Raw genomic sequence first — 21,069 nt, 5'->3', positions numbered from 1 at the left:
ATTTTAGGGGGCCGCATCGACGCGCCGTTCTTGGCGCGGCGATGCTTGCGCAAACTTCCGTGTTTGCTTACCCCCTAAAATTGGCCTCCGCTCGGCTCGCTCTCAGGGGCCCCAATGGGTGCCATTCTGCAGGTTAGGCGGAAAAATGAATGCAAAGAGTATGGTAGCTAAAAACGCCAAAGTATAGGTTATCTAATTTTGCCCAAAAGTTGGCTACGAAGTGCCCTTTAAGCCCGTATATCCAGCTGAACGCAGGTTGAATTTTAAGGGGTAAGCAAACAGGACGTTTGCGCAAGGATCGCCAGGACAGGGACGTCCTGTCGATACGGCCTCTTAAAATCAACCGGAGAGAAGGAAGCCGAAGGCCTGGATCTCCGGGTGTCCTTTCTTCTCGTTAGTTTTCTTTCGGACAAGCAAAGAAAAGTAACTCGCCCGCCCGGCGAAACGGGCATATAGAGAGTAAAATAGTAAATCCGCATTACTCCAAGCAAAAGAGTGTCTATGCATAAACTTATCCACGTAGCCGTTGGGGCAATAACCGATGGCAGCGGCAATATCCTCCTTGCCAAACGCCCAGGTCACGCCCACCAAGGGGGGCTGTGGGAATTTCCTGGGGGTAAGGTCGAACCCAACGAAACCCTGCTCCAGGCGCTGGATCGCGAACTGTTTGAAGAGCTGGATATTCGCGTCGTCAGCGCCGAACCGGTTATAGAAATTATTCACGACTATGGCGACAAAACCGTCTGGTTGGATGTGCACTGGGTGACTGCTTTTACCGGAACACCCCGAGGTAAAGAGGGGCAACCGCTGCGCTGGGTGCCGGTGAACGAGCTGCCGCAGTATGAGTTTCCGGCGGCTAATTACCCCATTGTAAATGCGCTCACCCTGCCCGATAAATTGCTGATTACCGGCGCTTTTAACTCAGTGGATGATTTTACCGGGCGTTTGGAGGCCGCTTTACAGCAGGGTGTTAAATTGGTTCAGCTGCGCGCTCACGAGGTAAACGACACTGACTATGAACAGCTGGCAGGGCTGGCCAGCGAGCGGTGTAACCTCTACGGTGCTAGGCTGGTGTTAAATCGTCACAATGCCGCCGATTTTCTCAACAGCATACCCGCACAGGGCATCCATTTAAGCTCAGCCGCGCTGGAAAAGGCCCCCGTGTTGCCTGCGGACATTATTGTGGGCGCCTCCTGCCATAACCAGTCCCAGCTGCAACAAGCCGCTAAACTCGGCGCTCACTACGCTACGCTCTCGCCCGTACTGCCGACCAAAAGTCATCCCGACGCGACGCCTCTGCGGTGGAATAACTTCGTTCACCTAGCCAAAAAGGCCACTCTACCGGTCTATGCCCTAGGCGGCATGAACGAAGAACACTTGCCTCCGGTTAAACAAAAAGGAGGGCAGGGTATTGCGGGGATATCCTGTTGGTGGGGTAACTAAGTCTGATGCTAGACGTCTGAAGTCGGACGTGAAATAGGCGGCGCTAAAGTGCGCTTTTTTATATGCCCGACGAGCCGGGCAGTTAAAGAGCCGCGCGCCGTGTATCATCTATCGCGGTACCTGTATCCCGTTCTCCGCGCACCTCTTTAAACAAACGCAGTAATCTTTTTACATCAGACATCAGACTTTTTCCCTATTCAAACTCATCATTAATCGCCCTGTTCGATAGTCTCAAAGTGTGTATTCAAGAAATTTCTGTGTGATATAGTAGAAGAATACTCTTTGTTCAAAAAATGCTCGATTTTTAAGGTTTTGCTGGTAGTTAGATCTAAGGAACCTCTGATTAACTCCTATGCGGCCTCTGCGCGAGTCCAAAACGTTCACTCCGCAAGGCGCGCTTCGCAGGCAATGGCCATAGCCCTTGGCAAGAAGTGCAACACAGCGGATGGACATTTTGGCCGTGCCCTTCGGGGCTCACGGAGCTTCCCGATCTCTGCGTTGGCTCGCCTCACCGGGCAGGCAGCCCGCTATCGGATCGCCGCCTTGACCTCGGAAAGCTCTGTTAGCCAGAGACCACATAGGACTTAATCAGAGGTTCCCTAAAGTTTCAGGCTTCCGAAGCCAATCATATCAATTGGCTATAGCTCTTAGCCGTCCTAAAGGAGGTGCGTAATGCAAGATCATACTGCCAAACAGGAAGCATTGAACGCTATCCAGGGGTTGCCAGACAACGCTGATATCGAAGAAATTATGTATCGACTTTACGTACTTGAAAATATCCGTCGTGGCCAGCAAGATGCCGCTGAAGGTAAAGTTGAAAGCGTAGAAGAGGTGCTCAAGGATATTCAGACGTGGTGAAGTGGACGGCCCACGCCAAGGCCCAACTTCGTAACATTCATGATTATATTGCTGCAGATCCACCTCTATACGCCAGACGTGTCAGTGAAGAGCTGCTAGATAAAACGGTTGGTCTGGATCAGCTGCCTCGCAAGGGGCATAAAATACCAGAGCTTAACGATGAAACCGTTCGGGAAGTAAGCTTTTACTCCTATAGGATTATTTACGAAGTCAAGCCTAACCATGTTATTCAGGTACTGGCCGTGATCCATAAAAGACGGCACATTGAGCAAGAAGATCTAACGAAGCCTTAGCTAGCACTACCATATCTTTTTGTGGAATAGGGCATAGCTTTATTAGGATCGTCATTCCGTGCCCCAACACGGAATCCAGCAAAAAAGCCGCGCGCCGCGCATCATTTATCTCTTTACCCGTATCCCGTTCTACCTACACCTCGTTAGCCAGTGCATCAATCGGTTTGTATCAGACGTCCGACATCAGTCATCAGGCCATCTTCCTACTCAAACTCATCATTCTGCGCCTGGGCGTCCTCGCCGGGAATACGGTGTCCCTCGGTTGCCCACTCGCCCAAATCAATCATTTTGCAACGCTCGCTGCAAAAGGGGCGAAAGGGGTAAGCTTCGCTCCAGGTAATGGCTTTCTGGCAGGTGGGGCAGTTCAGTTTTATGGGCTTATCATCAGTCACGTTGGGCAAGGCTCAAATAAGTTTGGTGCAGGGTTTCAACCTGTGTTTCCAGGTCGGCTAAGCTGGCGTGATTGTGCAGAATGTCATCCGCCTTGGCAAGGCGGGCGTCGCGACTTAACTGGTTAGCCATAATGGCTTTAATCCTTTCAGGGCCCGACTGGTCACGCGCGGCGGCGCGCTGTATCTGATCGGCTTCGGGGCAGTCGATGACCAGTAAGCGGTCTACCAGGGTATGCTGGTCAGTTTCCAGCAAAAGCGGCGACACCAGTATCGTGTAAGCTGACGACGCTTCATTCAGCTGTTGCTTAATCAGGGTTCGAATTGCCGGGTGCAGCAGGGTCTCTAGCCACTTTTTCTCGTCGGCGTGGGTAAAAATAATTTCGCGCAAGGCCCGGCGATCGAGTGACGCGTCGGCGAGTAAGATATCTGGCCCGAAGTGCTCCGCAATCGCCTGCAAGGCAACCGTTCCTGGTTCGACTACCTCACGCGCGGCAATGTCGGCATCCACAATATTAATACCACGCGCCGCGAATAAATCTGCCGCCGCGCTTTTACCGCTGCCGATACCGCCGGTTAGGCCAATGATGATGGGCATAGGGTGTGGACCTTTGGGTTGAGGTTTGATGTTTGATGCGCTAAAGCGCACTGTTTTATGCCCGAATCGCCGGGCATGGCGAGTTACTTTTCTGTTGTTTGGGCAACAGAAACCTAACGAAAAGAGAAGCCCACCCCGGTTCGCGGCCCTGACGGGTTCCCTTACTCCGACCAATTTTAGGAGGTCGTATCGACAGCGCGTCCATGCGCTGGCGATACTTGCGTGAGCGTCCTGCTCACTTACCCCCTAAAATCGGCCTCCGTTCGGCTCGCTCTCAGGGGCCCCTAGGGGTGCCATTCTGCAGGAGAGGTGCAATGATTTATTCGGTGAGTGGGAGCTACCTGTAAAATGCCATTAGTTTGATTAGCCCCAAACCCGAGCTACGAAGTACCAGTGTCAGCCCGTATATCCAGCTGAACGCAGGTTGAATTTTAAGGGGTGAGCAAACAGGACGTTTGCGCAAGTATCGCCAGGACAGGGACGTCCTGTCGATACGGCCCCTTAAAATCAACCGGAGAGAAGGAAGCCGAAGGCCTGGATCTCCGGGGGTCCTTTCTTTTCGTTAGTTTTCTTTCGGACAAGCAAAGAAAAGTAACTCGCCATGCCCGGCGACTCGGGCAAACAAAAAGCCGCGCGCCAACGCAACAATTTATTCACATCAGACGTCCGACCTAAGACGTAATTCAACCCACCATCGCTATTTGCAAATACCGCGCAACAATCTCATCCCCCCACAGCATCGCAATCCACCCGGCTATCGCCAGGTAGGGGCCGAAGGGTATCGGGATGTTTTTATCCCGGCCTTTAATCACAATCAGCGCTATACCAATAACCGCCCCGACAACGGACGACAAAATAATCACCAGTGGTAGCATTTGCCAACCCATCCAGGCGCCCAAGGCGGCGAGCAGCTTAAAGTCGCCATAACCCATACCCTCTTTGCCGGTTAGCAGCTTAAACGCCCAGAACACACTCCACAGGGCTAGGTATCCCCAAATCGCGCCCCATACGGCGCTGGATAAATCGGTAATAAGGCCCGAGCTATTAACAAGAATACCTAACCACAACAGCGGCAGCGTAATGCAGTCGGGTAGCAGCTGGGTGTCAAAATCGATAACCGTTAACGTCAGCAGTGCCCAGGTAAAGACTAAAATCGACGCGGCTTGCCAGTTAACCCCAAAAAAATACACCACGGCGACTGATAGTAAGCCGGTGACTATTTCAATAATCGGGTAACGCGGGGATATTGTCGTTTTACAGTTAGCGCAGCGCCCGCGCAAAAACAGGTAGCTGATTACCGGAATGTTCTGCCAGGGTTGAATAGGTGCATTACATGCAGGGCAGTGGCTGGCCGGAAACGCCAGACCTAACTTTTCACCTTCGGGTGCAGGTTGCTCTAGCAGCTCGCAGCACTGGGCTTTCCAGCTGGCCTCTAGTATTTTTGGCAGACGTAATATCAGTACATTTAAAAAGCTGCCCAAGGTTAACCCGAACAGCGCGGTAAACAGATAAATAAACCATAAGGGTAATTCTGTCGTTATAGTATTCAAATTTAACCTACTACGTTACCCAACTGGAAGATCGGCAGGTACATGGCAATTAGCAAGCCGCCTACTAAAACACCCAGTACCGACATGATCATGGGTTCTATCAAGGCGGAGAGGTTATCGACTTTGTTGTCCACTTCTTCTTCATAGTAAGTGGCGACTTTATCCAGCATATCATCCAGCGCGCCCGACTCTTCACCAATTGCCGACATTTGAATCAACAGGGGAGGGAAGATGCCTTGATTACGAATGGCGGCGTTTAGAGAAATACCGGTAGACACGTCTTCGCGAACTTTTAATATGGCGTCACTATAAACTCTGTTGCCGGCGGCGCCCGCAACAGAGGTTAAAGCGTCAATAAGTGGAACACCGGCGGCAAAGGTGGTGGATAAAGTTCTGGCAAAACGGGCCATAATTGCCAAATACAAAATACTGCCTATTACTGGTAGCTTTAAAGATGTTCTGTCTAAGAAATAACAAAATCTAGGGCTGCGAACTTTTAATTCTTTAAACGCAAAGCCAAATGCTATAAGGCCAACCAGTACATAAAGCCAGTAAGCTTGGGCTAGTTCAGACAAATGCATCACAAATAAAGTGAAAGCAGGTAAATCAGCCCCGAATGCACCAAAGGTATCAACGAATTGTGGCACCACTTTAATTAGCAGTATGGCGGTTACCACAATGGCAACCAGAATAACCGCTATGGGGTAGGTAAGCGCTTTCTTAATTTTCTTTTTAAGTGCTTCTGTTTTTTCTTTGTAGGTGGCAATACGGGCCAACATGGTTTCCAATGCGCCCGATTGTTCACCGGCCTCAACCAAGTTACAAAATAAGGTATCAAAATAACGTGGATGGTGTCGTAATGCTGCGGCGAAACCACCACCAGCGGCGACGTCGTCGCGAATTTTATAGATTAGCTCGCGCATCGACGGGTTTTCCAGCCCGTCGGCGACAATTTCAAACGATTGCACCAAGGGTACACCCGCTTTCATCATGGTGGCCATTTGCCGCGAAAATACCGCAATATCCGCCGGCTTAATTTTCTTTTTGCCTCCGCCAAACAGGGGCTTTGGCTTCTTTTTTACCGATTTAACCACTACGCCTTGCTTTTGCAGTTGGGCGCGCACTAAAGCCGGGCTGCTGCCAGACATCTCGCCCTTTAGTACCTGCCCCTTACGGTCAGTACCTTTATATAAAAAAACCTGATTGGTGGTAACACCCGGTTTGCGCTTGTTCGGTGCGGCTTTTTGTTTTTGTGCAGTTGCAGTGGCCATAAATTAGTCCTTGGTGACTCGGTTGGCTTCTTCCAGGCTGGTTAAGCCCTGTGCAGCTTTTCGTAATGCTGATTTCCGCAAATTGTTAAACCCGGCAGCATTGGCGGCCTTGGCAATTTGCAAAGAATTCCCCCCTTCCATTATAAGGCTTGCGATCTCGGGGGTGATGCGAACTACTTCATATACCCCGACACGTCCCTTATAACCTTTTAAGCAGCTGTCGCAGCCCACGGGGTGATATAGCTCAAATTCATCGCGGGGAATGCCGATGTCGTCAAAACCTTCTTCGGTGAGAATTTCATCGGGAATATCATTGGCGGGGCGGCGGCATTTGGTGCACAGGCGTCTTGCCAAGCGCTGCGCAATAATTAAGCTTACGCTGGTAGCCACGTTAAACGCGGGCACGCCCATGTTCAATAAGCGCGTTAGGGTTTCGGGGGCGCTGTTGGTATGGAGTGTGGAAAGCACCAAGTGCCCCGTTTGCGCCGCTTTAATGGCAATTTCGGCGGTTTCCAGGTCGCGAATCTCGCCCACCATCACAATATCCGGGTCTTGCCGCAGGAACGAGCGCAACGATTCGGCAAACGTCAGGCCGATTTTAGAGTGCATTTGCACCTGGTTTATGCCTTCCAGGTTAATCTCTACGGGGTCTTCAGCGGTGGAAATATTGCGCTCTTCGGTGTTTAGAATATTCAGGCCGGTATACAGCGATACCGTTTTACCGCTACCGGTCGGGCCGGTTACCAGAATCATCCCCTGGGGCTGCTCCAGAGCCTCCAGGTACATTTGCTTTTGTTCGTCTTCGTAGCCCAGCGCATCAATACCCATTTTGGCGGAGCTGGGGTCCAGAATCCGCAGTACGATTTTTTCTCCAAACAGGGTGGGTAGTGAGTTTACCCGGAAATCCACCGCCCGGTTTTTGGATATTTTCATCTTAATCCGGCCGTCTTGCGGCATGCGGCGCTCGGAAATATCCATTTGCGACATCACCTTTAAGCGGGCCGCCAGTCGGGTGGCCAGGTTAATGGGCGGCTTGGACACTTCGCGCAAAATGCCGTCGGTGCGGAATCTTACTCGGTAGGCTTTTTCGTAGGGCTCAAAGTGAATATCCGAGGCGCCGGTTTTAATGGCGTCTAGCAATATCTTATTAATAAAGCGAACAATCGGGGCTTCATCCGCCTCGCTGGGTTCTTCTTCGGCCTCTACTACGCCACCGGCATCAATACCTTCCAAGGCTTCGTCGTCCAGCCCGCCCAGCGCTTCACTCAGGCTTTCGTCGTTGGCATTCAGGTAGGCCTCTATGGCCACAGTTAGCTTGTCGGCTTCTACCAGCACAGCATCGGTGTTTATGCCAGTGTTAAACTTAATTTCATCCAGTGCGCGCAGGTTAGTGGGGTCTACCATACCCACAAACAGCCGGTTTCCCCGGCGCATTAGCGGCAAGGCCTGGTGTTTTTCAATCAAGCTGGCGTCTACCAGCTTTCTGGGCAGCGAGTGGGGGCTAATGGCGCGAATATCAAAAACAGGTGTGCCAAACTCATCCGCTGCTATTTGCGCTACCGTGCGGGCATCCAGAATATCGTTGCGCACCAAATAGGCCGCAAAAGAAAGCTGCTGCTTATTGGCCTCGGCCAGCCCATCGGCTGCCAAGCCTTCGTCCAACACGCCATCGGTTACCAACCGCTTGGCCAACCCCGTCAATGCTGCCATGCACGCCCCAATAAAATATTGTTTTAGGTTTTAAACGCCTATTTCAAATCTTATAACTATTTATAGGTACAATATACCCAAGCCGTTGAAAAACGTAGGCGAGGCCGACGGTGCAAGGCAAAAATGGCTGAAAAAGCGGAGTTTACACGCAGTAAATGAGCACTTTGATGCCATTTTTAACACCGCAGCGGCAACGTAGGTAGTTTTGCAACAACTTGGTAGCCCGATTGTACACCGCTAGTCGCTTGTTTGTATGCACGGCGACCTTGGTATCCGCAAACCTCCAGCTAAACCTTAAAAACAATCCCTAACCCACTGCCCAGGAAGTAAATTTACAATAATCTCCTACTTTATTCCCAATAGACTCTCTTGGCAACGTGCTCTCCGTCCCGTCATTCCCGACCACCGCCCCTTTACCCCGTCATTCTCGACCCCGATCGAGAATCCAGCTAAAAAAAGCGGCTTGCCGCCACTTCTTATTCATCAGACCTCAGGCGTCCGACCTCAGACCGTCACGCCTGACAAAAAACGTCACCCCTTGCGCCCCAGCGTCAACTCATACCCGTTAACCGGCCCCCAAACCCCCAATTTAACCGAATTTTACAATTGGCCTCTATTTTGCAGGTCTCATCTCAGGTTGGTAATAAGCTGGCCCCATGTTTAAACATATTTTCGAATAACGAGCATTTCTGGAGGCTCTGATGAAAAAACAACAAGGTTTTACTTTGATTGAACTGATGATCGTTGTAGCAATTATCGGTATTTTGGCTGCTATCGCACTGCCTCAGTATCGCGATTATACTCAACGTTCAGCTAATGGTGCCTGCCTGGCAGAAGCAAAAGCTTATATGGGTGCAGCTGTTTCTGATGCCGCTGATAACCGCGAGCCCTCAGCTTTCGAGGCGAGTGCTTGTACCGAAGGGGACGACGTCACGGTTTCTGGATATGGTACTGGCGCTCAATTGGAGTTCACTCCTAAGACTCAGGGTAATGCAAATCTTGTTAAGCTTGTGACATGTGATGCGGGTAACGGTTCTTGCTCAATTGCAGAATAATATTGACTGTTTGAGCTTCGAGGGGGCGTGCTTTGCACGCCCTTTTTGATTGGAGGCTCTTTAGGTTGAACTTTAAGTGGGAAATGTATGTTTCCTACGTCTGTGGAGTGCACGAAGTCAATCCATTTGAGCCTGATCTTACCTCTATTGGTGTTATAGCAAACGTAAAGACGGCTTTCTAGCTACTCATATGACCTCCTATTTTTATAAATCTAAATGAATAGCCCAGCTGAGATCTTCCAGCGATATTTTCTTTTTCTTTCGGTTGCATCTGCGATTTTAGCCTCTCTAGTGTTCGTCCCTGCGTTAGGCGGCGGCTTTATGTTGGATGATGGCATCAACATCCTTCAGAACTATCTTCTTTATGTTGATGAGTTCAGTGCTGGCGCGCTAAGAGATGCGGCACTTAGCTTTCACGGTGGTAACGGAGAGCGCCCTTTACCAATGCTGAGTTTTGCGCTTGATTATTGGCGCGCTGGGGGGATGGAGCCTCTTGCTTTTAAAGTTACCAATCTGTTGATTCATATTCTAACGACTATTTTTATGTCGTTCTTCCTTCGCCGGTTACTGAAGTTACTTGGTTGGTCGTCAGCGAGTGCTGCGTGGGGTGCAATAGCTTTCTCGTTAGTCTGGGCAGTACACCCTTTGCAGGTGTCCTCTGTTATGTACGTTGTTCAGCGGATGCAAACCATGGCAACGATGTTTATCGTTCTCGCTATGTGGGCATATATTGCAATGCGCCAGGCTCAGCTGAGTGGAGCAGGGCGAGGCCGTTTGCAGGGCGTAATGGTGCTCTTCTGTGGTTTTTTAGCCCTGGCCTGTAAAGAGGATGCACCTTTGATATTTGCATACGTGCTTGTAATTGAGTGTGTGGCATTGCGGTTTAGTGCGGCGGACCCAAAGGTCTCGACGGGGTTAAAGCAAAGTTTCGCGTTGATGACAGTAGTAGCGATAGTCGGGTACGCGCTATACATCGTGCCCAATTATTGGAATTGGGGTGATTACCCTGGGCGAGGTTTTTCAACGCTTGAGCGTTTGCTGACTCAGGCGCGGGTGCTGGTTATGTATTTAGGCCAAATTATATTTCCTTGGCCCAATAACATGACCTTTTTGTACGACGATTTTACGGTTTCAGCAGGGCTATTTACACCTTGGACCACTTTGCCTGCGCTGGTTATTGTGTTAGTGCTGATAATCTGCGCCCTAAAGTGGCGTAACGCGAGGCCACTTTTTTCGTTGGGTGTTCTGATCTTTTTTAGTGGCCACGTAATTACCAGCAACGTTATACCTCTCGAGTTGGTCTTTGAGCACCGCAATCATTTCCCCCTAATAGGTGTGGTATTGGCTGTTGGTGACCTATTTTTACTTTGTTGCCGCCGGTTAAAGATCAGTAGGTGGGGAAAGCAATTGGGTATAGTCTTCATTATTTTACTGCTGGGGTCGGCCACAATGTTTCGCGGATATGCTTGGGGCGAGCCGGTTCGCCTTGGTCATTACTTGGTCGATCTTGCTCCAGAGTCATCCCGTGCTTGGACGCAGTTGGGCGGGGCCTATTATGATCGGTACAAGCTTAGTCGCGACCCTGCAGACTTGGAAAAAGCGGTTGAGGTTAACCAAGCGGGCCTAAGGCATGTTCAGGCTCCCTCGCTGGCGTCGAACGTCGTGATATACAAAATTGTGCTAGGGGATAATGTAGACGAGGACTGGTGGGTATTTCAGAATGTATTAAAGAACGCTCCCCCCGGTCTGCAAAACATGGTTGCAGTTGCAACGTTAATGGAGAACGTAAAACGTGATATTGGGGTTGATGTAAATAAGGTTGTTGAGTCCATTTATATTCTAGTTGATAAACAGCCAATGAGAGGTAGTGGCTATTTGCGGTTGGGTTATTTTGTTTATAGTTATGGCAGCCCCAAGCAGGCGATACCTCTTTTCATGCGCTACGCAAAAAAGACCAATGCAAATGATCAGCGACTTATGCGTGTGGTTGACTTGTTAGAGCAAGCAGGGTTAACCGAAGAGGCGAGACAAATACAGGCGAATGCGCTTTAGTTAAGTGACGATGTGCACTAATAGAAAAGGATGGTTAGCGTGAATGTAGCGAGATTCATCGAGCAGCGCTTTTGGGTGGTGGCGTTACTATTGGCCGCGACAATCGCTGCTTTATATATGGTGGGGATTGACGGCGGCTTTTTGCTGGATGATCGCCCCAATATTATAAATAATTCTGCGTTGCATTTGTCGGAAATTAATGGAATAGATGATTTGCTCTATTCTGCTTACAGCTTTGGCGCAGGTGAAGGGTCGCGAGCCTTGCCAATGCTGACGTTCGCGCTTGATTATCGGCGGGCGGGCTTGGATCCGTCGGCATTTAAGATAACCAATGTGCTAATTCATGGTGTTACTTGTGCTCTGTTGGCATTCTTATCACGCCGGCTCTTACTGACAGCTGGATGGTCTGCGAAGAGCGCTGCAATAAGCTCATTGGTGGTCGCCTTTGTTTGGGGTGTGCACCCTTTACAGGTTTCGTCTGTACTTTACATTGTCCAGCGAATGCAAACGATGACGACACTCTTTGTCTTTTTGGCGCTACTTTTTTACGTAAAAATGCGAATAAATCAAATAGGCGGAGTCAAAAACTATCGGTTTGGAGCGTTAGCACTTTTATTTTCGGTTTTTGCTTTTGCTTGTAAAGAAGATGCAGCACTACTACCCCTGTATTTTCTCGTACTCGAGTTAACCTTGCTCAATTTTGAGGCGGCAGATTCAAAAGTAAGATGGCTCCTTAGGCGGGGCTATTTTTTGTTTACGCTGTTGGGGGCTGGCGCATATTTTTTCTGGGTTGTTCCAGAGTACTGGAGTTGGGAGCCCTATTCTGGACGAGACTTTAATAGCGTAGAGCGTATAATGACGCAGGGCCGGGTACTAGTGATGTATTTAGGGCAAATCCTATTGCCCATGCCCGAAACAATGAAGTTTTTCTACGATGGGGTTGAGGTATCAAGAGGCATTATTCAGCCCTGGACTACTCTGCCATCACTTCTTTTTATAGCTGGATTGATCGCGTGGGGGATGGTTTGGCGTAATTTACGCCCTGTTTTCGCTTTTGGTATTCTGTTTTACTTTGCTGGTCATTTTATGACTAGCAACGTTATCAGCTTGGATTTGGCTTATGAGCATAGAAATCATTTGCCTATGGTGGGCGTGTTGCTCGCTGTTCTGGATTTAATAGCGCTTGGTGCTCAGCGGGCTAAGCTGACAAGTCGGGGGCTGGCGGTTGTTTTCCTGTTGCTAACGATTCCGATTGTTGCGATGTCTTTCCATCGTATTAGTATGTGGGGCGACGAGTTAAGTTTGGCTCGTTACCATACTGAGATAGCCCCTGAGTCGGAGCGTGCCTGGAAAACATTGTGCACCTCACACTTTGTGCGGAGCAGGGGGGAGGAAGGTCTGTCTCACTTGAATTCCGCCGTCGAAGCTTGCGAGAAAGGTTCAGCCATCCATCCGCAATCCGCCTTGTTAATGAGTAGCTTGATAACCTATAAGGCAATGAAAGGTGATGTGGAGGATGTATATTGGGATGAGTTAAATGATCGCCTAAAAAATGTTTCGATGAGCACCCAGAATAAAGCTATTCTCTGGGCTACACTGAATAACTTTCAAAGTGGTCTATATAAGAACGAGAATCAAGTGTTAAGAGTTATAGAAACATTCGACCAGGTGACAAACCTTAATGCTGGTGAATCAATTAAAATTGCAGTTTTTATATTCAACGAAACGTATCAGCCCGATAAGGCATATCCCTACCTGGAGCGTGCAGTACGATTGGCTCCTGGTGCACCGGCAATTGAAAATGTGCTGAACAAATTAGCGAATGCGGGTAGGCACGAGTGGGTTGATAGCCTAACAAAAGCGCGAGCCGAGGCACTATGACTTTGACTGTAGTACTTCCTGCTAAAAACGAATCACTAGCCATTGGCGATACAGTCGCCGGGGTGCGTAGGTATTATCCAGACGCTGAAATAATAGTGGTAAATGATGGGTCGACTGATGATACGGCACCTGTGGCCGAGGCGGCGGGGGCCAGGGTTCTAAGCCAGCCTTATAGTAAAGGTAATGGGGCCGCGATCAAGGCGGGCCTGCGCGCCGCGAGCAATGATATTGTGGTTTGCATGGATGCCGACGGCCAGCACCGCCCCGAAGATATAGCCCCGTTATTGGAAAAGCTGGAGTCTGGCTACGATATGGTGGTGGGCGCACGCAGCCGTGAAGGGCAGGCGGGGCTTCATCGTTCTATGGCCAATGGGTTCTACAATAAATTTGCCAGTTGGATGGTGGGGCATAAAGTTGAAGACTTAACCTCGGGCTTTCGTGCTGTTAGGCGGGGTAAGTTCCTGGAGTTTATTAGTCTATTGCCCAATAAATTCTCCTACCCGACCACCATTACCATGAGTTTTTTTCGGACTGGTTATTCGGTGGGGTATGTGCCGATTACAGTGCTTAAGCGAGCGGAAGGCTCTAAAAGCCATATTAGCTTGTGGAAAGATGGGCTGCGCTTCCTTCTGATTATTTTTAAAGTTGGTACTTTGTTTTCGCCATTAAAATTGTTTTTTCCAATTTCTTTGGTGTTAGGTACTGGGGGGGGCGTTTACTATGTGTATACATATCTGTCAGATGGCCGCTTTACAAACATGGGGGCAGTGCTTATAACCACTGCGATCGTTGTTTTCTTGATGGGGCTAATCTCAGAGCAAATAACGGCATTGATGTATAAAAGTTAGAGGTAGGTGACGTTGGTTGTCTTATTTTTGGGGCGAGGGAGGTGTGGGTTCTTTCTAATTCGGGAGGGGTATGACTAATCACGTTCTTGTTGTTGTGTCTGAGTTTCCCAAGTTTTCCGAGACTTTTGTCGTTGATCATTTGCGAGGAATGTTGCTGTCCGGTTGGATGGTTAGCGTTGTTGCGTATAAAGTGAATGATGAGATGGTGAAATGTTTTTTTGAAGAATTAAGCAGTAGGTTAAATGTAAAAAAAATTTCTTTATTCTCCTTAATGTTTGGAGGAGAGGTAAATATAATTAGGGCCTTTTTAGCTAAAGTAGAGGGGCATTCATCCCCTTGGTCGCTACATGCTAGGTTTATGGCTTTAAAGGCGAATCGTATTGCCCGCTTAATTAAAGAAATTGATCCCGATTTGGTTCACGCTCACTTCGGTCCTAATGGGATCATTTGCTCTTTGGCGCTTAAAAACTTTCATTGCCCTTATATTGTAAATTTCCATGGATATGATGTTTCTGTCTACCCTAAGAAGCATGGATGGGGGGTGTATAGAAAGTCATTATGTAAAGCAGTTCTGGTATGTCATAGTGATTATGTTGAGGAAGTGATCAAGCGCAACTTAAAAAGAAGCGTAAAACACGTTGTATTGGGGGTAGATACAGAACGCTTTTCTCCTGATAGACCTCGACGGTTAGAGTGGGGGCGCCAGATTAGGCTTCTTTCGGTTGGGCGTCTTGAAAAGTGCAAGGGGCATGATGTAGCTATTGATGTATTAGATTATATGAGGCAGAGACATCCGGAAATCGATTTCGTCTTAAGTATTGGAGGGGACGGCGACGAAAGGAATAGCCTGGAAGAAAAGGTAAGGGTTCAGGGGTTGTCTAGCTATGTCTCTTTTCTCGGCAAGGTTCGTTATGAGGAGGTTCCGAATATAATGCGCAAGGATGATATCCTTTTGGTGTGTTCTCAGTCTACCGAGGATGGTTGGAAAGAAGCGTTCTGTCGTGTTGCAGTTGAAGGGATGGCTGCTGAAATGGCGGTGGTAGTAACACCTTGTGGGGGGCTTCCAGATACAGTTAGAGGTGCTGGATACGTTGCAAGTCAGCACGATGCTTTGTCAATCGTTAAAGAGGTGGAGCGCTTGATCTTTAGTCAGGTTCCTAGATCAATCGCAAGGAAATCTGCTAAGGCGGCTGAAGTGTATTGTATGAAAAAAATGATAAAAGATTATGTTTTTGTGTCTGAGGAGGCGATCAAAGTCCAGTGAATATTTACTCCCTTTCCTATGCTAAATATTTTCTAGAGAGAGCGTTAGTGTTTATATTTAGGCGCTTTCAGGTGCCTATTTGCGATCGTCAGGATCGGGTTTTTGTTTCTACAAATGATAAAATTAGCGCTCAGATAATGGTAAAAGGTCTTTACGAAAGAGAGTTTCTTTTTTGCGTTTGCTCGTTGGCAGATAAGCTGGAATTCCGTAGTAAGGTCGCATTAGATGTGGGGGCGAATATAGGGAATCATTCTTTGTTCATGTCGCGTTATTTCGACTCTGTAATCGCTTTTGAGCCATGTTCATATTTAAATATGGTTCTAAGGGCAAATGTGTTGCGTAACAAAATAAATAATGTGGAAGTGTCTTCTTATGGTTTGGGGGATTCGAAGGGGGTTGCTGGAGTCGTGGAGCAGGCCTCAGATAATATTGGTATGGTTGAGCTAAAAAGGTTTGGTGGCGGTATTTCTAATGATACTGAGCGTGTTCAGGTTGAAAAGGGAGATGAACTTTTATTTGACCGATATGAAAAAATTGGATTTATAAAAATCGACGCTGAGGGTATGGAGGTCTCTGTGATTCAGGGACTTCAAAAATGTATATTAAGAGATAGGCCGTTGATAGCATTTGAATCACGGCGAGCTAAAGAAGGGGGAGATGTCATCAGTGTTTTACAGAAGCTTGGATACTTTAACTACTATGAGGTTTCTGCTTCACGTATAGGGCTTAGAGATATATTCGAGTCGGGATTAGTTGCAATCTTTAGAAAGAAGTACGTGCTTCAAAGATTAGGGGAGCTACAGGATAGCCACTATCCATCGATATTTGCGACTTGTGACGAGTTAGATGTATAAAACGAATTTTATAGGATTGTTGGCTTGTCAACAATCTGTGGCCCTATTCGCACAGCTCCTAAAGCTGGTGTTTATGGCATCCTACTTAGTATTGTCGACTAATGTTCTTGGGGTTGACGATTATGGCTTTGTTGTAGTGGTCGTTGGTATGGCGGCAGTGGTTAGTCAGTTTGTAGGTGTTGGCTCGGGAGTGGCGAATATTCGTGATGCATCTAAGGATGCAAGCCTTTTTTCTGAGGCATGGGGTACTTCTTTGGCTCGATACATGTTCTCAGGAATTTTTTTAGCTGTTGGTTATAGTGTCTGTTCATGTTTTATTTTCAGTGCTGGGCAATCGTTCATAGTTTATTTTTTTATTGCTGTTTCTGAACTAGTGTTATTTCCCTTGTGTGCATCGGCTGCGTATGGAATTATGGGGTTTGGATTGATTCGCACCTCCCTGATGGTGCAGGTTTTTCCTTCTATCTTGAAAATAATCTCGCTTTCTATATTCGTTATAGTTTTGGGGCGTTTGAGTATCGAGGAATACATACTTTCCATGGTTTTTAGTGGCTTGGTTTCCGTTGTTGCATGCTTCTATATCGCTTTACGCGTACTACCTAAGCCAAGATACCCTGGCATTGGCCGAATATTGAACGTTAAGTCAGATTTCTTATACCCGTTGAGTGGTGTGACTAATCACCTATCTTGGGAAGGTGTCAAACCACTGGTGTTGATGGCTTCTGGGGCAGCCGAATCAGGATTATTTGGCGCGGCAAGTCGAATAGTCGGCTCTGCGGCAATGCCGTTGAATTCAATTATACAGTCTCAGGCATATAGACTTTTTAGTTATGGGAGAGAGCTGAACTTTCAGCATCAAAAGTTTTTTAAGGAGTATGCATTAGCGTTTTCTGTTTATGGCCTCATCTGTATCCTCCTTTTTTGGTTGATTAAGTCGTACTGGGCGATTGTTTTAGGTCTTGGCTTCGAGGAGGCAGGTTTAATCATATCCATTTTATCTCTTTCTTTGCCTGTATACTTCTTGCGGCAAATTATAGGTGCGGTTCTTACTGTCACAAATAATGTAATATGTAGAGTTTTGGTTGACGTTCTGTCAGGTCTTGTTTGTTTGGGGGGGGCATGGTGGCTCATTCCCACGAAAGGTGCTATCGGGGGGGCGCTGGCAATAATCCTCTCGGAAGTATTTTGGTTGCTTGTAGTGTTTTTGATGAGAAAATCTATATTTGACTTTAGGATTCCGTAGCAATGCTTTCAGTTTCTCCAAAGGTTAGTGTTGTCATCCCGGTTTTTAATGATTTAGCTGGCTTAGATCGGTGTTTAGCGGCATTGAAGTCCCAGTCTGTCCCCGATGAAATGCTTGAAGTCATAGTGATCGATAACGGCTCTAAGGTTTCCGTTAGCATCGATAGTTCGTCGTTTGATTTTTTGGTGAAAGTTTTCTCATGTTTTGTTCCCGGATCTTTTGCTGCACGAAATTTAGGAGTTAAGAAAGCTCGAGGTGAAGTGATCGCTTTTATTGATGCGGATTGTTGGCCTGAGCGCAATTGGCTAGCTAAAGGATTTACAAAGGTGCAAGAAAAGGGAGGGGCGGCCTTTATCGCGGGAGAGGCTCAGTTGGTAATGCCAGAAAACCCTTCGAGTATTGCTTTGTATCAATGTCTAGAAGGGTTTGATCAGAGATCAAATGTATATGATCGGCAATTTTCTTGTACTTTGAACATGTTCGCTGAAAAGCGAGCGTTCGATGTGGTTGGAGGGTTCGATGAGCGGCTTTTCTCAGGTGGAGACCGAGAGTGGTGTTGGAGAGCGATACGCTTGGGTTTCGAGATTGATTATGAGCCTGAGGCTTTGGTCTACACCCTACCTAGAAATTCTTTTGGCTCAGCAATTCGACAAGTTAGGCGGGTTGTGGGTGGAAGAAGGTCATTGAGCTCTTTAGGCTTGAGTCACTTAGGAGAAGAAAAGTTGCAAAAAAAGAGAACTTTCTTTCAGGCTGTCAAATGGATTTTGATTGATAATGATTTGAGCTTTCTTGATAGTGTTCGAGTCCTGTTCGTAGCTATTGTTCTACGAACTGTCGGTTGTTTTGAGTTGTTTAGGTTATTCTTTGGGGGGGCGCCGGAGCGACGTTAAGCTAAGGTCGTTGCTTGCGATCTTAAATGTCGGATAATATTTTGACATAAAATTTTATGTATTTTTCGTACATACGTTGAATGGAAAAGGTGTTGATCGCATAGCTTCTGGCTGACTTCGCAATACTTGATCGCAATGTGTGGTCTTTTTTTAGAGTATTTGCGTGTTGAGCCATGCCATAGGTGTCCTCAGGACCGCTAAGGAGCCCAGTTTTACCATGATTTAAGATCTCTTCTACTGCTGAGCCTTTCGTGGCCAGTATAGGAAGGCCTGATGCCATAGCCTCTAACACTACTTGTGGGTGACCTTCGCTCCGAGACGGGAAGCAGAGAGCATCAGAAAGTTGCATAATTTTTGCAACTTCGGCCCCGCTGTTCAACCTACCAATGTCTATCATATTTGACGGCATAGACTGCTTATCTTTACTAGATGCTTTTCCTCCCGTATACCATAGTTCAAAACTGTCGTCGAGCAACTTCATAATCGGTTCAAGTAAATCAACTCCTTTTCTGTGTGCCCAGCTTCCTATATATAATAAACGAAACCGTTCATTAGGTCTGTGACTAAACATGGGGGGAGTAAATACACTTGTATCAACACCATTGTAGATAACCTCAATAGGAAGGTCTACGAGACTGGCTCTAGCGCTTTGAGCTGAAAAATGGCTGACAGCGATTAGTTTGGTTGCGCTTCGCATAATTCTTCGTTCGATTGGTGCTATCCATTTGCTATGGTAAATAGACCTAGCAAAGCCTTTATAGCTTTGGGCGTTTGGGTGGTGGACGGCATGGTGAATGGTGGCTACTACTGGGATATTAATAGGAATAAATCTTGGGTGCATCCATGTGTTTACATGAGTGATTGTAGCCCATTTAGGCGGTTTCGGAACTGGTACACTCCACGGAGCATACTCAGCCCGCAAAGGGAGCCAAGTTATTTCGGCTTGTAAACCTAATTCGTTTAGTCCTTTCACCAAACGTTCGGTAAATACGTCTGTACCGGTGTTTGTCTCGACGGTCGGAAACCAGATGGCAGGTTTTATGTTCATTTTGTAATTATAATGATTAGCGTGGGAATAATTGGTTTAAATATGCTCAATACTGTATCAGGACATGACTGTAAGAGCTTCGTGCTAATGCGCGAGGGCCTTTCTAGCTCAAAGGTTAGTCTAGCAGCGGCAATGCTCACGTTTTCGTAGTTTGCTCCAGCTAATTTAAGTAGATGATTCAATCGGCCTAGTTCTAAAGGCTCACAATCATAAAAGTCACCTTTTCCTGACCATTGTAGATATTTACTTCTATAACGCCGTGGAACCCAACTTAAAAATTTTAAATTGTAGTGCGGCTCTGTAATCATCCATCGATTCGGTACAGCCAGATAGCATCGCCCTCCGGTCTTTAATGTTCGTTTTATTTCCTTTAAGTGAAGAAGTTGGTCGGCTTCTTCTCCAACATGTTCTATTACATGGTTAGTTATAATAACGTCGAAGTTTTCGTCTGGGAATGGCAGCTTTACTCCATTCACCTTTCGAAAATCGTAACCATCTGTGGCTTGCCGATTATCGTGTACATCGATTCCTATCACTTCACATTTGAGGGTGGGAAGGTTTCCAAGATAACTGCAAATTCCGCCCGAGCCGCAACCTATCTCTAAGATGCGGAGGTTTTCTCCAGTATGTACATGATCTAGTCTGAGCAGTTTAGTGATTTTTTCTGCTTTAGGAATCCGAGATGCTAGCTCGGTAACCGCGTGAGGGTGACGTTTTTTGTGCTTTGGTTCGCTGTTAATGATCAGTTTAATATTTTTGTTGAAAAAAGACCAATCAAAGGCTTTTGAAAAATTTAGAACGAATTCGTTACTAGGGAGGTCGCGCAAAGTCTTAACTATCGCCAGAGATAGAGAATAGTAATCGTTTGCCGCCACTAAGCTGCCGGATGTACCTTCGCTTACCGCATCGATAATACCGCCAGTAGAAAAAGCAACGGTAGGTAGGCTCTGAGCCGCCGCCTCAATTGCAACCATGCCAAACCCTTCGGGGTCGCCAGGTATTTCCCTTACCGGGAATACGTGTACATCGCTTGCAGTGTATGCTGCCTGTAAGATTTTAAGGTTGGTAATATTTCCGGTAAATATAAGGTTTGCCTGTAAACCGTGTCTTTCGGCCTCTTGCAGTATTTCTTCTTTGGTTTGTGGGGTCGCGTATAGCGAGTTTTGCGGTGCCTCACCAATAATTAACAGCTGGACGTTGGGAAATTCATTGGCAATGTCCGGTAACGAGTTGGCAACAAATTCTTTTAAGCCTTTTCGGGTGGTTAAGCGGCCCACCGATAGCAGTATCGGGCCTTCTTGTACCCCGTATTGCTGTTTAAAATCGGCAATTTCACGCTCTGTGGGCGGGTGTTCCGGTACATCCACGCCTGGGTGAATAATGACAATGCTAGTTTCCTTAACACCCCGGTCTAACAGCAAGTTTTTAGTGGGTGTGCTGTTGGCAATTACCGTATCCATGCGTCTAAAGCTGGGAATCCAAAAAGCTTTGTATAAAGGGTGTGAGACGGCAACATCCAACCCGTGAGTATAGGTAATAGCTTTAGCGCCGATTAGCTTGGCGCAGATCAAAGCAATCGGTGCGGTTAAGCCGCTACCGGCTATGATGTGGGTGGGCTTAAACTTAAAGGTTTGAAACAGTGCTTTAAGTTGAGCGCATAATAAAAACAGCCATAATGGCTTTAAGGGTACGCCGGAAAACCCCACCCCCTTAGGTGCGGCCTGCTTAGCCAGGCTGGGGCCGACTATAGTGACTGGCCCATGCTCCGCTAGCCCTTTTGCCATATTCCAGTTAAGTCTTTCCATGCCGCCCACTAGTGGTG

The 21,069-nt window shown here is 47.5% G+C and carries 17 protein-coding genes and 1 pseudogene; 11 read left to right on the top strand and 7 right to left on the bottom strand.

Features of this window, described 5'->3' with window-relative positions:
• Positions 1 to 501 precede the first annotated feature (501 nt).
• From M6D89_RS13075 to M6D89_RS13065, 3 genes are all read left to right on the top strand, one after another.
• On the top strand, positions 502 to 1,443 hold the full coding sequence (locus M6D89_RS13075) for a Nudix family hydrolase (protein WP_253968526.1): 942 nt from the start codon (positions 502 to 504) through the stop codon (positions 1,441 to 1,443).
• Between the two features lie 672 nt (positions 1,444 to 2,115).
• A complete protein-coding gene (locus M6D89_RS13070; RefSeq protein WP_253968525.1) occupies positions 2,116 to 2,301 on the top strand; it encodes a hypothetical protein in 186 nt (61 codons plus the stop codon).
• Positions 2,295 to 2,594, top strand: a complete 300-nt coding sequence (locus M6D89_RS13065; protein ID WP_253968524.1) for a type II toxin-antitoxin system RelE/ParE family toxin — start codon at positions 2,295 to 2,297, stop codon at positions 2,592 to 2,594. Before M6D89_RS13070 ends, M6D89_RS13065 begins: the two co-directional genes overlap by 7 nt.
• Positions 2,595 to 2,797: 203 nt before the next feature.
• Here M6D89_RS13065 and yacG read toward each other — a convergent pair whose 3' ends face one another.
• From yacG to pilB, 5 genes are all read right to left on the bottom strand, one after another.
• Positions 2,798 to 2,986, bottom strand: coding sequence for a DNA gyrase inhibitor YacG (yacG, locus tag M6D89_RS13060; protein ID WP_253968523.1), 189 nt, complete (start codon positions 2,984 to 2,986; stop codon positions 2,798 to 2,800).
• Positions 2,979 to 3,581: a dephospho-CoA kinase gene (gene coaE, locus M6D89_RS13055; RefSeq protein WP_253968522.1), complete on the bottom strand. Its 603-nt coding sequence runs from the start codon at positions 3,579 to 3,581 to the stop codon at positions 2,979 to 2,981. The genes yacG and coaE overlap by 8 nt, the downstream gene beginning before the upstream one ends.
• 683 nt (positions 3,582 to 4,264) lie before the next feature.
• Positions 4,265 to 5,131 carry a prepilin peptidase gene (locus M6D89_RS13050; protein WP_253968521.1) on the bottom strand — a complete coding sequence of 289 codons (867 nt, stop codon included), beginning with the start codon at positions 5,129 to 5,131 and terminating at the stop codon, positions 4,265 to 4,267.
• Positions 5,132 to 5,133: 2 nt separating this feature from the next.
• Positions 5,134 to 6,402, bottom strand: a complete 1,269-nt coding sequence (locus M6D89_RS13045; protein ID WP_253968520.1) for a type II secretion system F family protein — start codon at positions 6,400 to 6,402, stop codon at positions 5,134 to 5,136.
• A 3-nt stretch (positions 6,403 to 6,405) separates the two neighbouring features.
• Complete coding sequence (pilB, locus tag M6D89_RS13040) at positions 6,406 to 8,112, bottom strand: type IV-A pilus assembly ATPase PilB (RefSeq protein ID WP_253968519.1); 1,707 nt, start codon at positions 8,110 to 8,112, stop codon at positions 6,406 to 6,408.
• A gap of 701 nt (positions 8,113 to 8,813) precedes the next feature.
• Between pilB and M6D89_RS13035 the strand changes: the two are divergent.
• The 8 genes and pseudogenes from M6D89_RS13035 to M6D89_RS13000 all read left to right on the top strand — a co-directional run.
• Positions 8,814 to 8,922 (top strand): annotated as a pseudogene (locus M6D89_RS13035) (prepilin-type N-terminal cleavage/methylation domain-containing protein); the annotation flags it as partial.
• A 461-nt stretch (positions 8,923 to 9,383) separates the two neighbouring features.
• Positions 9,384 to 11,219 carry a tetratricopeptide repeat protein gene (locus M6D89_RS13030; protein ID WP_253968518.1) on the top strand — a complete coding sequence of 612 codons (1,836 nt, stop codon included), beginning with the start codon at positions 9,384 to 9,386 and terminating at the stop codon, positions 11,217 to 11,219.
• 39 nt (positions 11,220 to 11,258) lie between these two features.
• On the top strand, positions 11,259 to 13,100 hold the full coding sequence (locus M6D89_RS13025) for a hypothetical protein (RefSeq protein WP_253968517.1): 1,842 nt from the start codon (positions 11,259 to 11,261) through the stop codon (positions 13,098 to 13,100).
• The gene (locus M6D89_RS13020) at positions 13,097 to 13,948 is read left to right on the top strand and encodes a glycosyltransferase family 2 protein (protein ID WP_253968516.1); all 852 of its coding nucleotides are present in this window, start codon (positions 13,097 to 13,099) and stop codon (positions 13,946 to 13,948) included. The genes M6D89_RS13025 and M6D89_RS13020 overlap by 4 nt, the downstream gene beginning before the upstream one ends.
• Positions 13,949 to 14,018: 70 nt before the next feature.
• Positions 14,019 to 15,212 carry a glycosyltransferase family 4 protein gene (locus M6D89_RS13015; RefSeq protein WP_253968515.1) on the top strand — a complete coding sequence of 398 codons (1,194 nt, stop codon included), beginning with the start codon at positions 14,019 to 14,021 and terminating at the stop codon, positions 15,210 to 15,212.
• Entirely contained in the window at positions 15,209 to 16,066 is an 858-nt protein-coding gene (locus M6D89_RS13010) for an FkbM family methyltransferase (protein ID WP_253968514.1), read from the top strand. Before M6D89_RS13015 ends, M6D89_RS13010 begins: the two co-directional genes overlap by 4 nt.
• On the top strand, positions 16,059 to 17,309 hold the full coding sequence (locus M6D89_RS13005; RefSeq protein ID WP_253968513.1) for a lipopolysaccharide biosynthesis protein: 1,251 nt from the start codon (positions 16,059 to 16,061) through the stop codon (positions 17,307 to 17,309). Before M6D89_RS13010 ends, M6D89_RS13005 begins: the two co-directional genes overlap by 8 nt.
• Positions 17,310 to 17,311: 2 nt before the next feature.
• A complete protein-coding gene (locus tag M6D89_RS13000; RefSeq protein ID WP_253968512.1) occupies positions 17,312 to 18,199 on the top strand; it encodes a glycosyltransferase family 2 protein in 888 nt (295 codons plus the stop codon).
• 22 nt (positions 18,200 to 18,221) lie between these two features.
• On the opposite strand, the gene M6D89_RS12995 is transcribed toward M6D89_RS13000, so the two are convergent.
• Together M6D89_RS12995 and M6D89_RS12990 are read right to left on the bottom strand one after the other, a co-directional pair.
• Positions 18,222 to 19,247, bottom strand: a complete 1,026-nt coding sequence (locus M6D89_RS12995) for a glycosyltransferase family 4 protein (protein ID WP_253968511.1) — start codon at positions 19,245 to 19,247, stop codon at positions 18,222 to 18,224.
• Positions 19,244 to 21,052 carry a glycosyltransferase gene (locus tag M6D89_RS12990; protein ID WP_253968510.1) on the bottom strand — a complete coding sequence of 603 codons (1,809 nt, stop codon included), beginning with the start codon at positions 21,050 to 21,052 and terminating at the stop codon, positions 19,244 to 19,246. Before M6D89_RS12990 ends, M6D89_RS12995 begins: the two co-directional genes overlap by 4 nt.
• Between the last annotated feature and the right edge of the window lie 17 nt (positions 21,053 to 21,069).

It is taken from the genome of Gilvimarinus xylanilyticus (assembly GCF_024195295.1).
In the GTDB taxonomy this organism is placed as follows: domain Bacteria; phylum Pseudomonadota; class Gammaproteobacteria; order Pseudomonadales; family Cellvibrionaceae; genus Gilvimarinus; species Gilvimarinus xylanilyticus.
The sequence above is the reverse complement of the archived record's forward strand: the minus strand, read 5'-3'. Positions and strand labels throughout refer to the sequence as shown.

Excerpts from the sequence above, each read along its gene's own strand:
- M6D89_RS13075 (WP_253968526.1), top strand. The coding sequence starts at position 502 with ATGCATAAACTTATCCACGTAGCCGTTGGGGCAATAACCGATGGCAGC.
- M6D89_RS13070 (WP_253968525.1), top strand. The coding sequence starts at position 2,116 with ATGCAAGATCATACTGCCAAACAGGAAGCATTGAACGCTATCCAGGGG.
- coaE (WP_253968522.1), bottom strand. The coding sequence starts at position 3,581 with ATGCCCATCATCATTGGCCTAACCGGCGGTATCGGCAGCGGTAAAAGC.
- M6D89_RS13045 (WP_253968520.1), bottom strand. The coding sequence starts at position 6,402 with ATGGCCACTGCAACTGCACAAAAACAAAAAGCCGCACCGAACAAGCGC.
- pilB (WP_253968519.1), bottom strand. The coding sequence starts at position 8,112 with ATGGCAGCATTGACGGGGTTGGCCAAGCGGTTGGTAACCGATGGCGTG.
- M6D89_RS13030 (WP_253968518.1), top strand. The coding sequence starts at position 9,384 with ATGAATAGCCCAGCTGAGATCTTCCAGCGATATTTTCTTTTTCTTTCG.
- M6D89_RS13020 (WP_253968516.1), top strand. The coding sequence starts at position 13,097 with ATGACTTTGACTGTAGTACTTCCTGCTAAAAACGAATCACTAGCCATT.
- M6D89_RS13015 (WP_253968515.1), top strand. The coding sequence starts at position 14,019 with ATGACTAATCACGTTCTTGTTGTTGTGTCTGAGTTTCCCAAGTTTTCC.
- M6D89_RS13005 (WP_253968513.1), top strand. The coding sequence starts at position 16,059 with ATGTATAAAACGAATTTTATAGGATTGTTGGCTTGTCAACAATCTGTG.
- M6D89_RS13000 (WP_253968512.1), top strand. The coding sequence starts at position 17,312 with ATGCTTTCAGTTTCTCCAAAGGTTAGTGTTGTCATCCCGGTTTTTAAT.
- M6D89_RS12995 (WP_253968511.1), bottom strand. The coding sequence starts at position 19,247 with ATGAACATAAAACCTGCCATCTGGTTTCCGACCGTCGAGACAAACACC.
- M6D89_RS12990 (WP_253968510.1), bottom strand. The coding sequence starts at position 21,052 with ATGGAAAGACTTAACTGGAATATGGCAAAAGGGCTAGCGGAGCATGGG.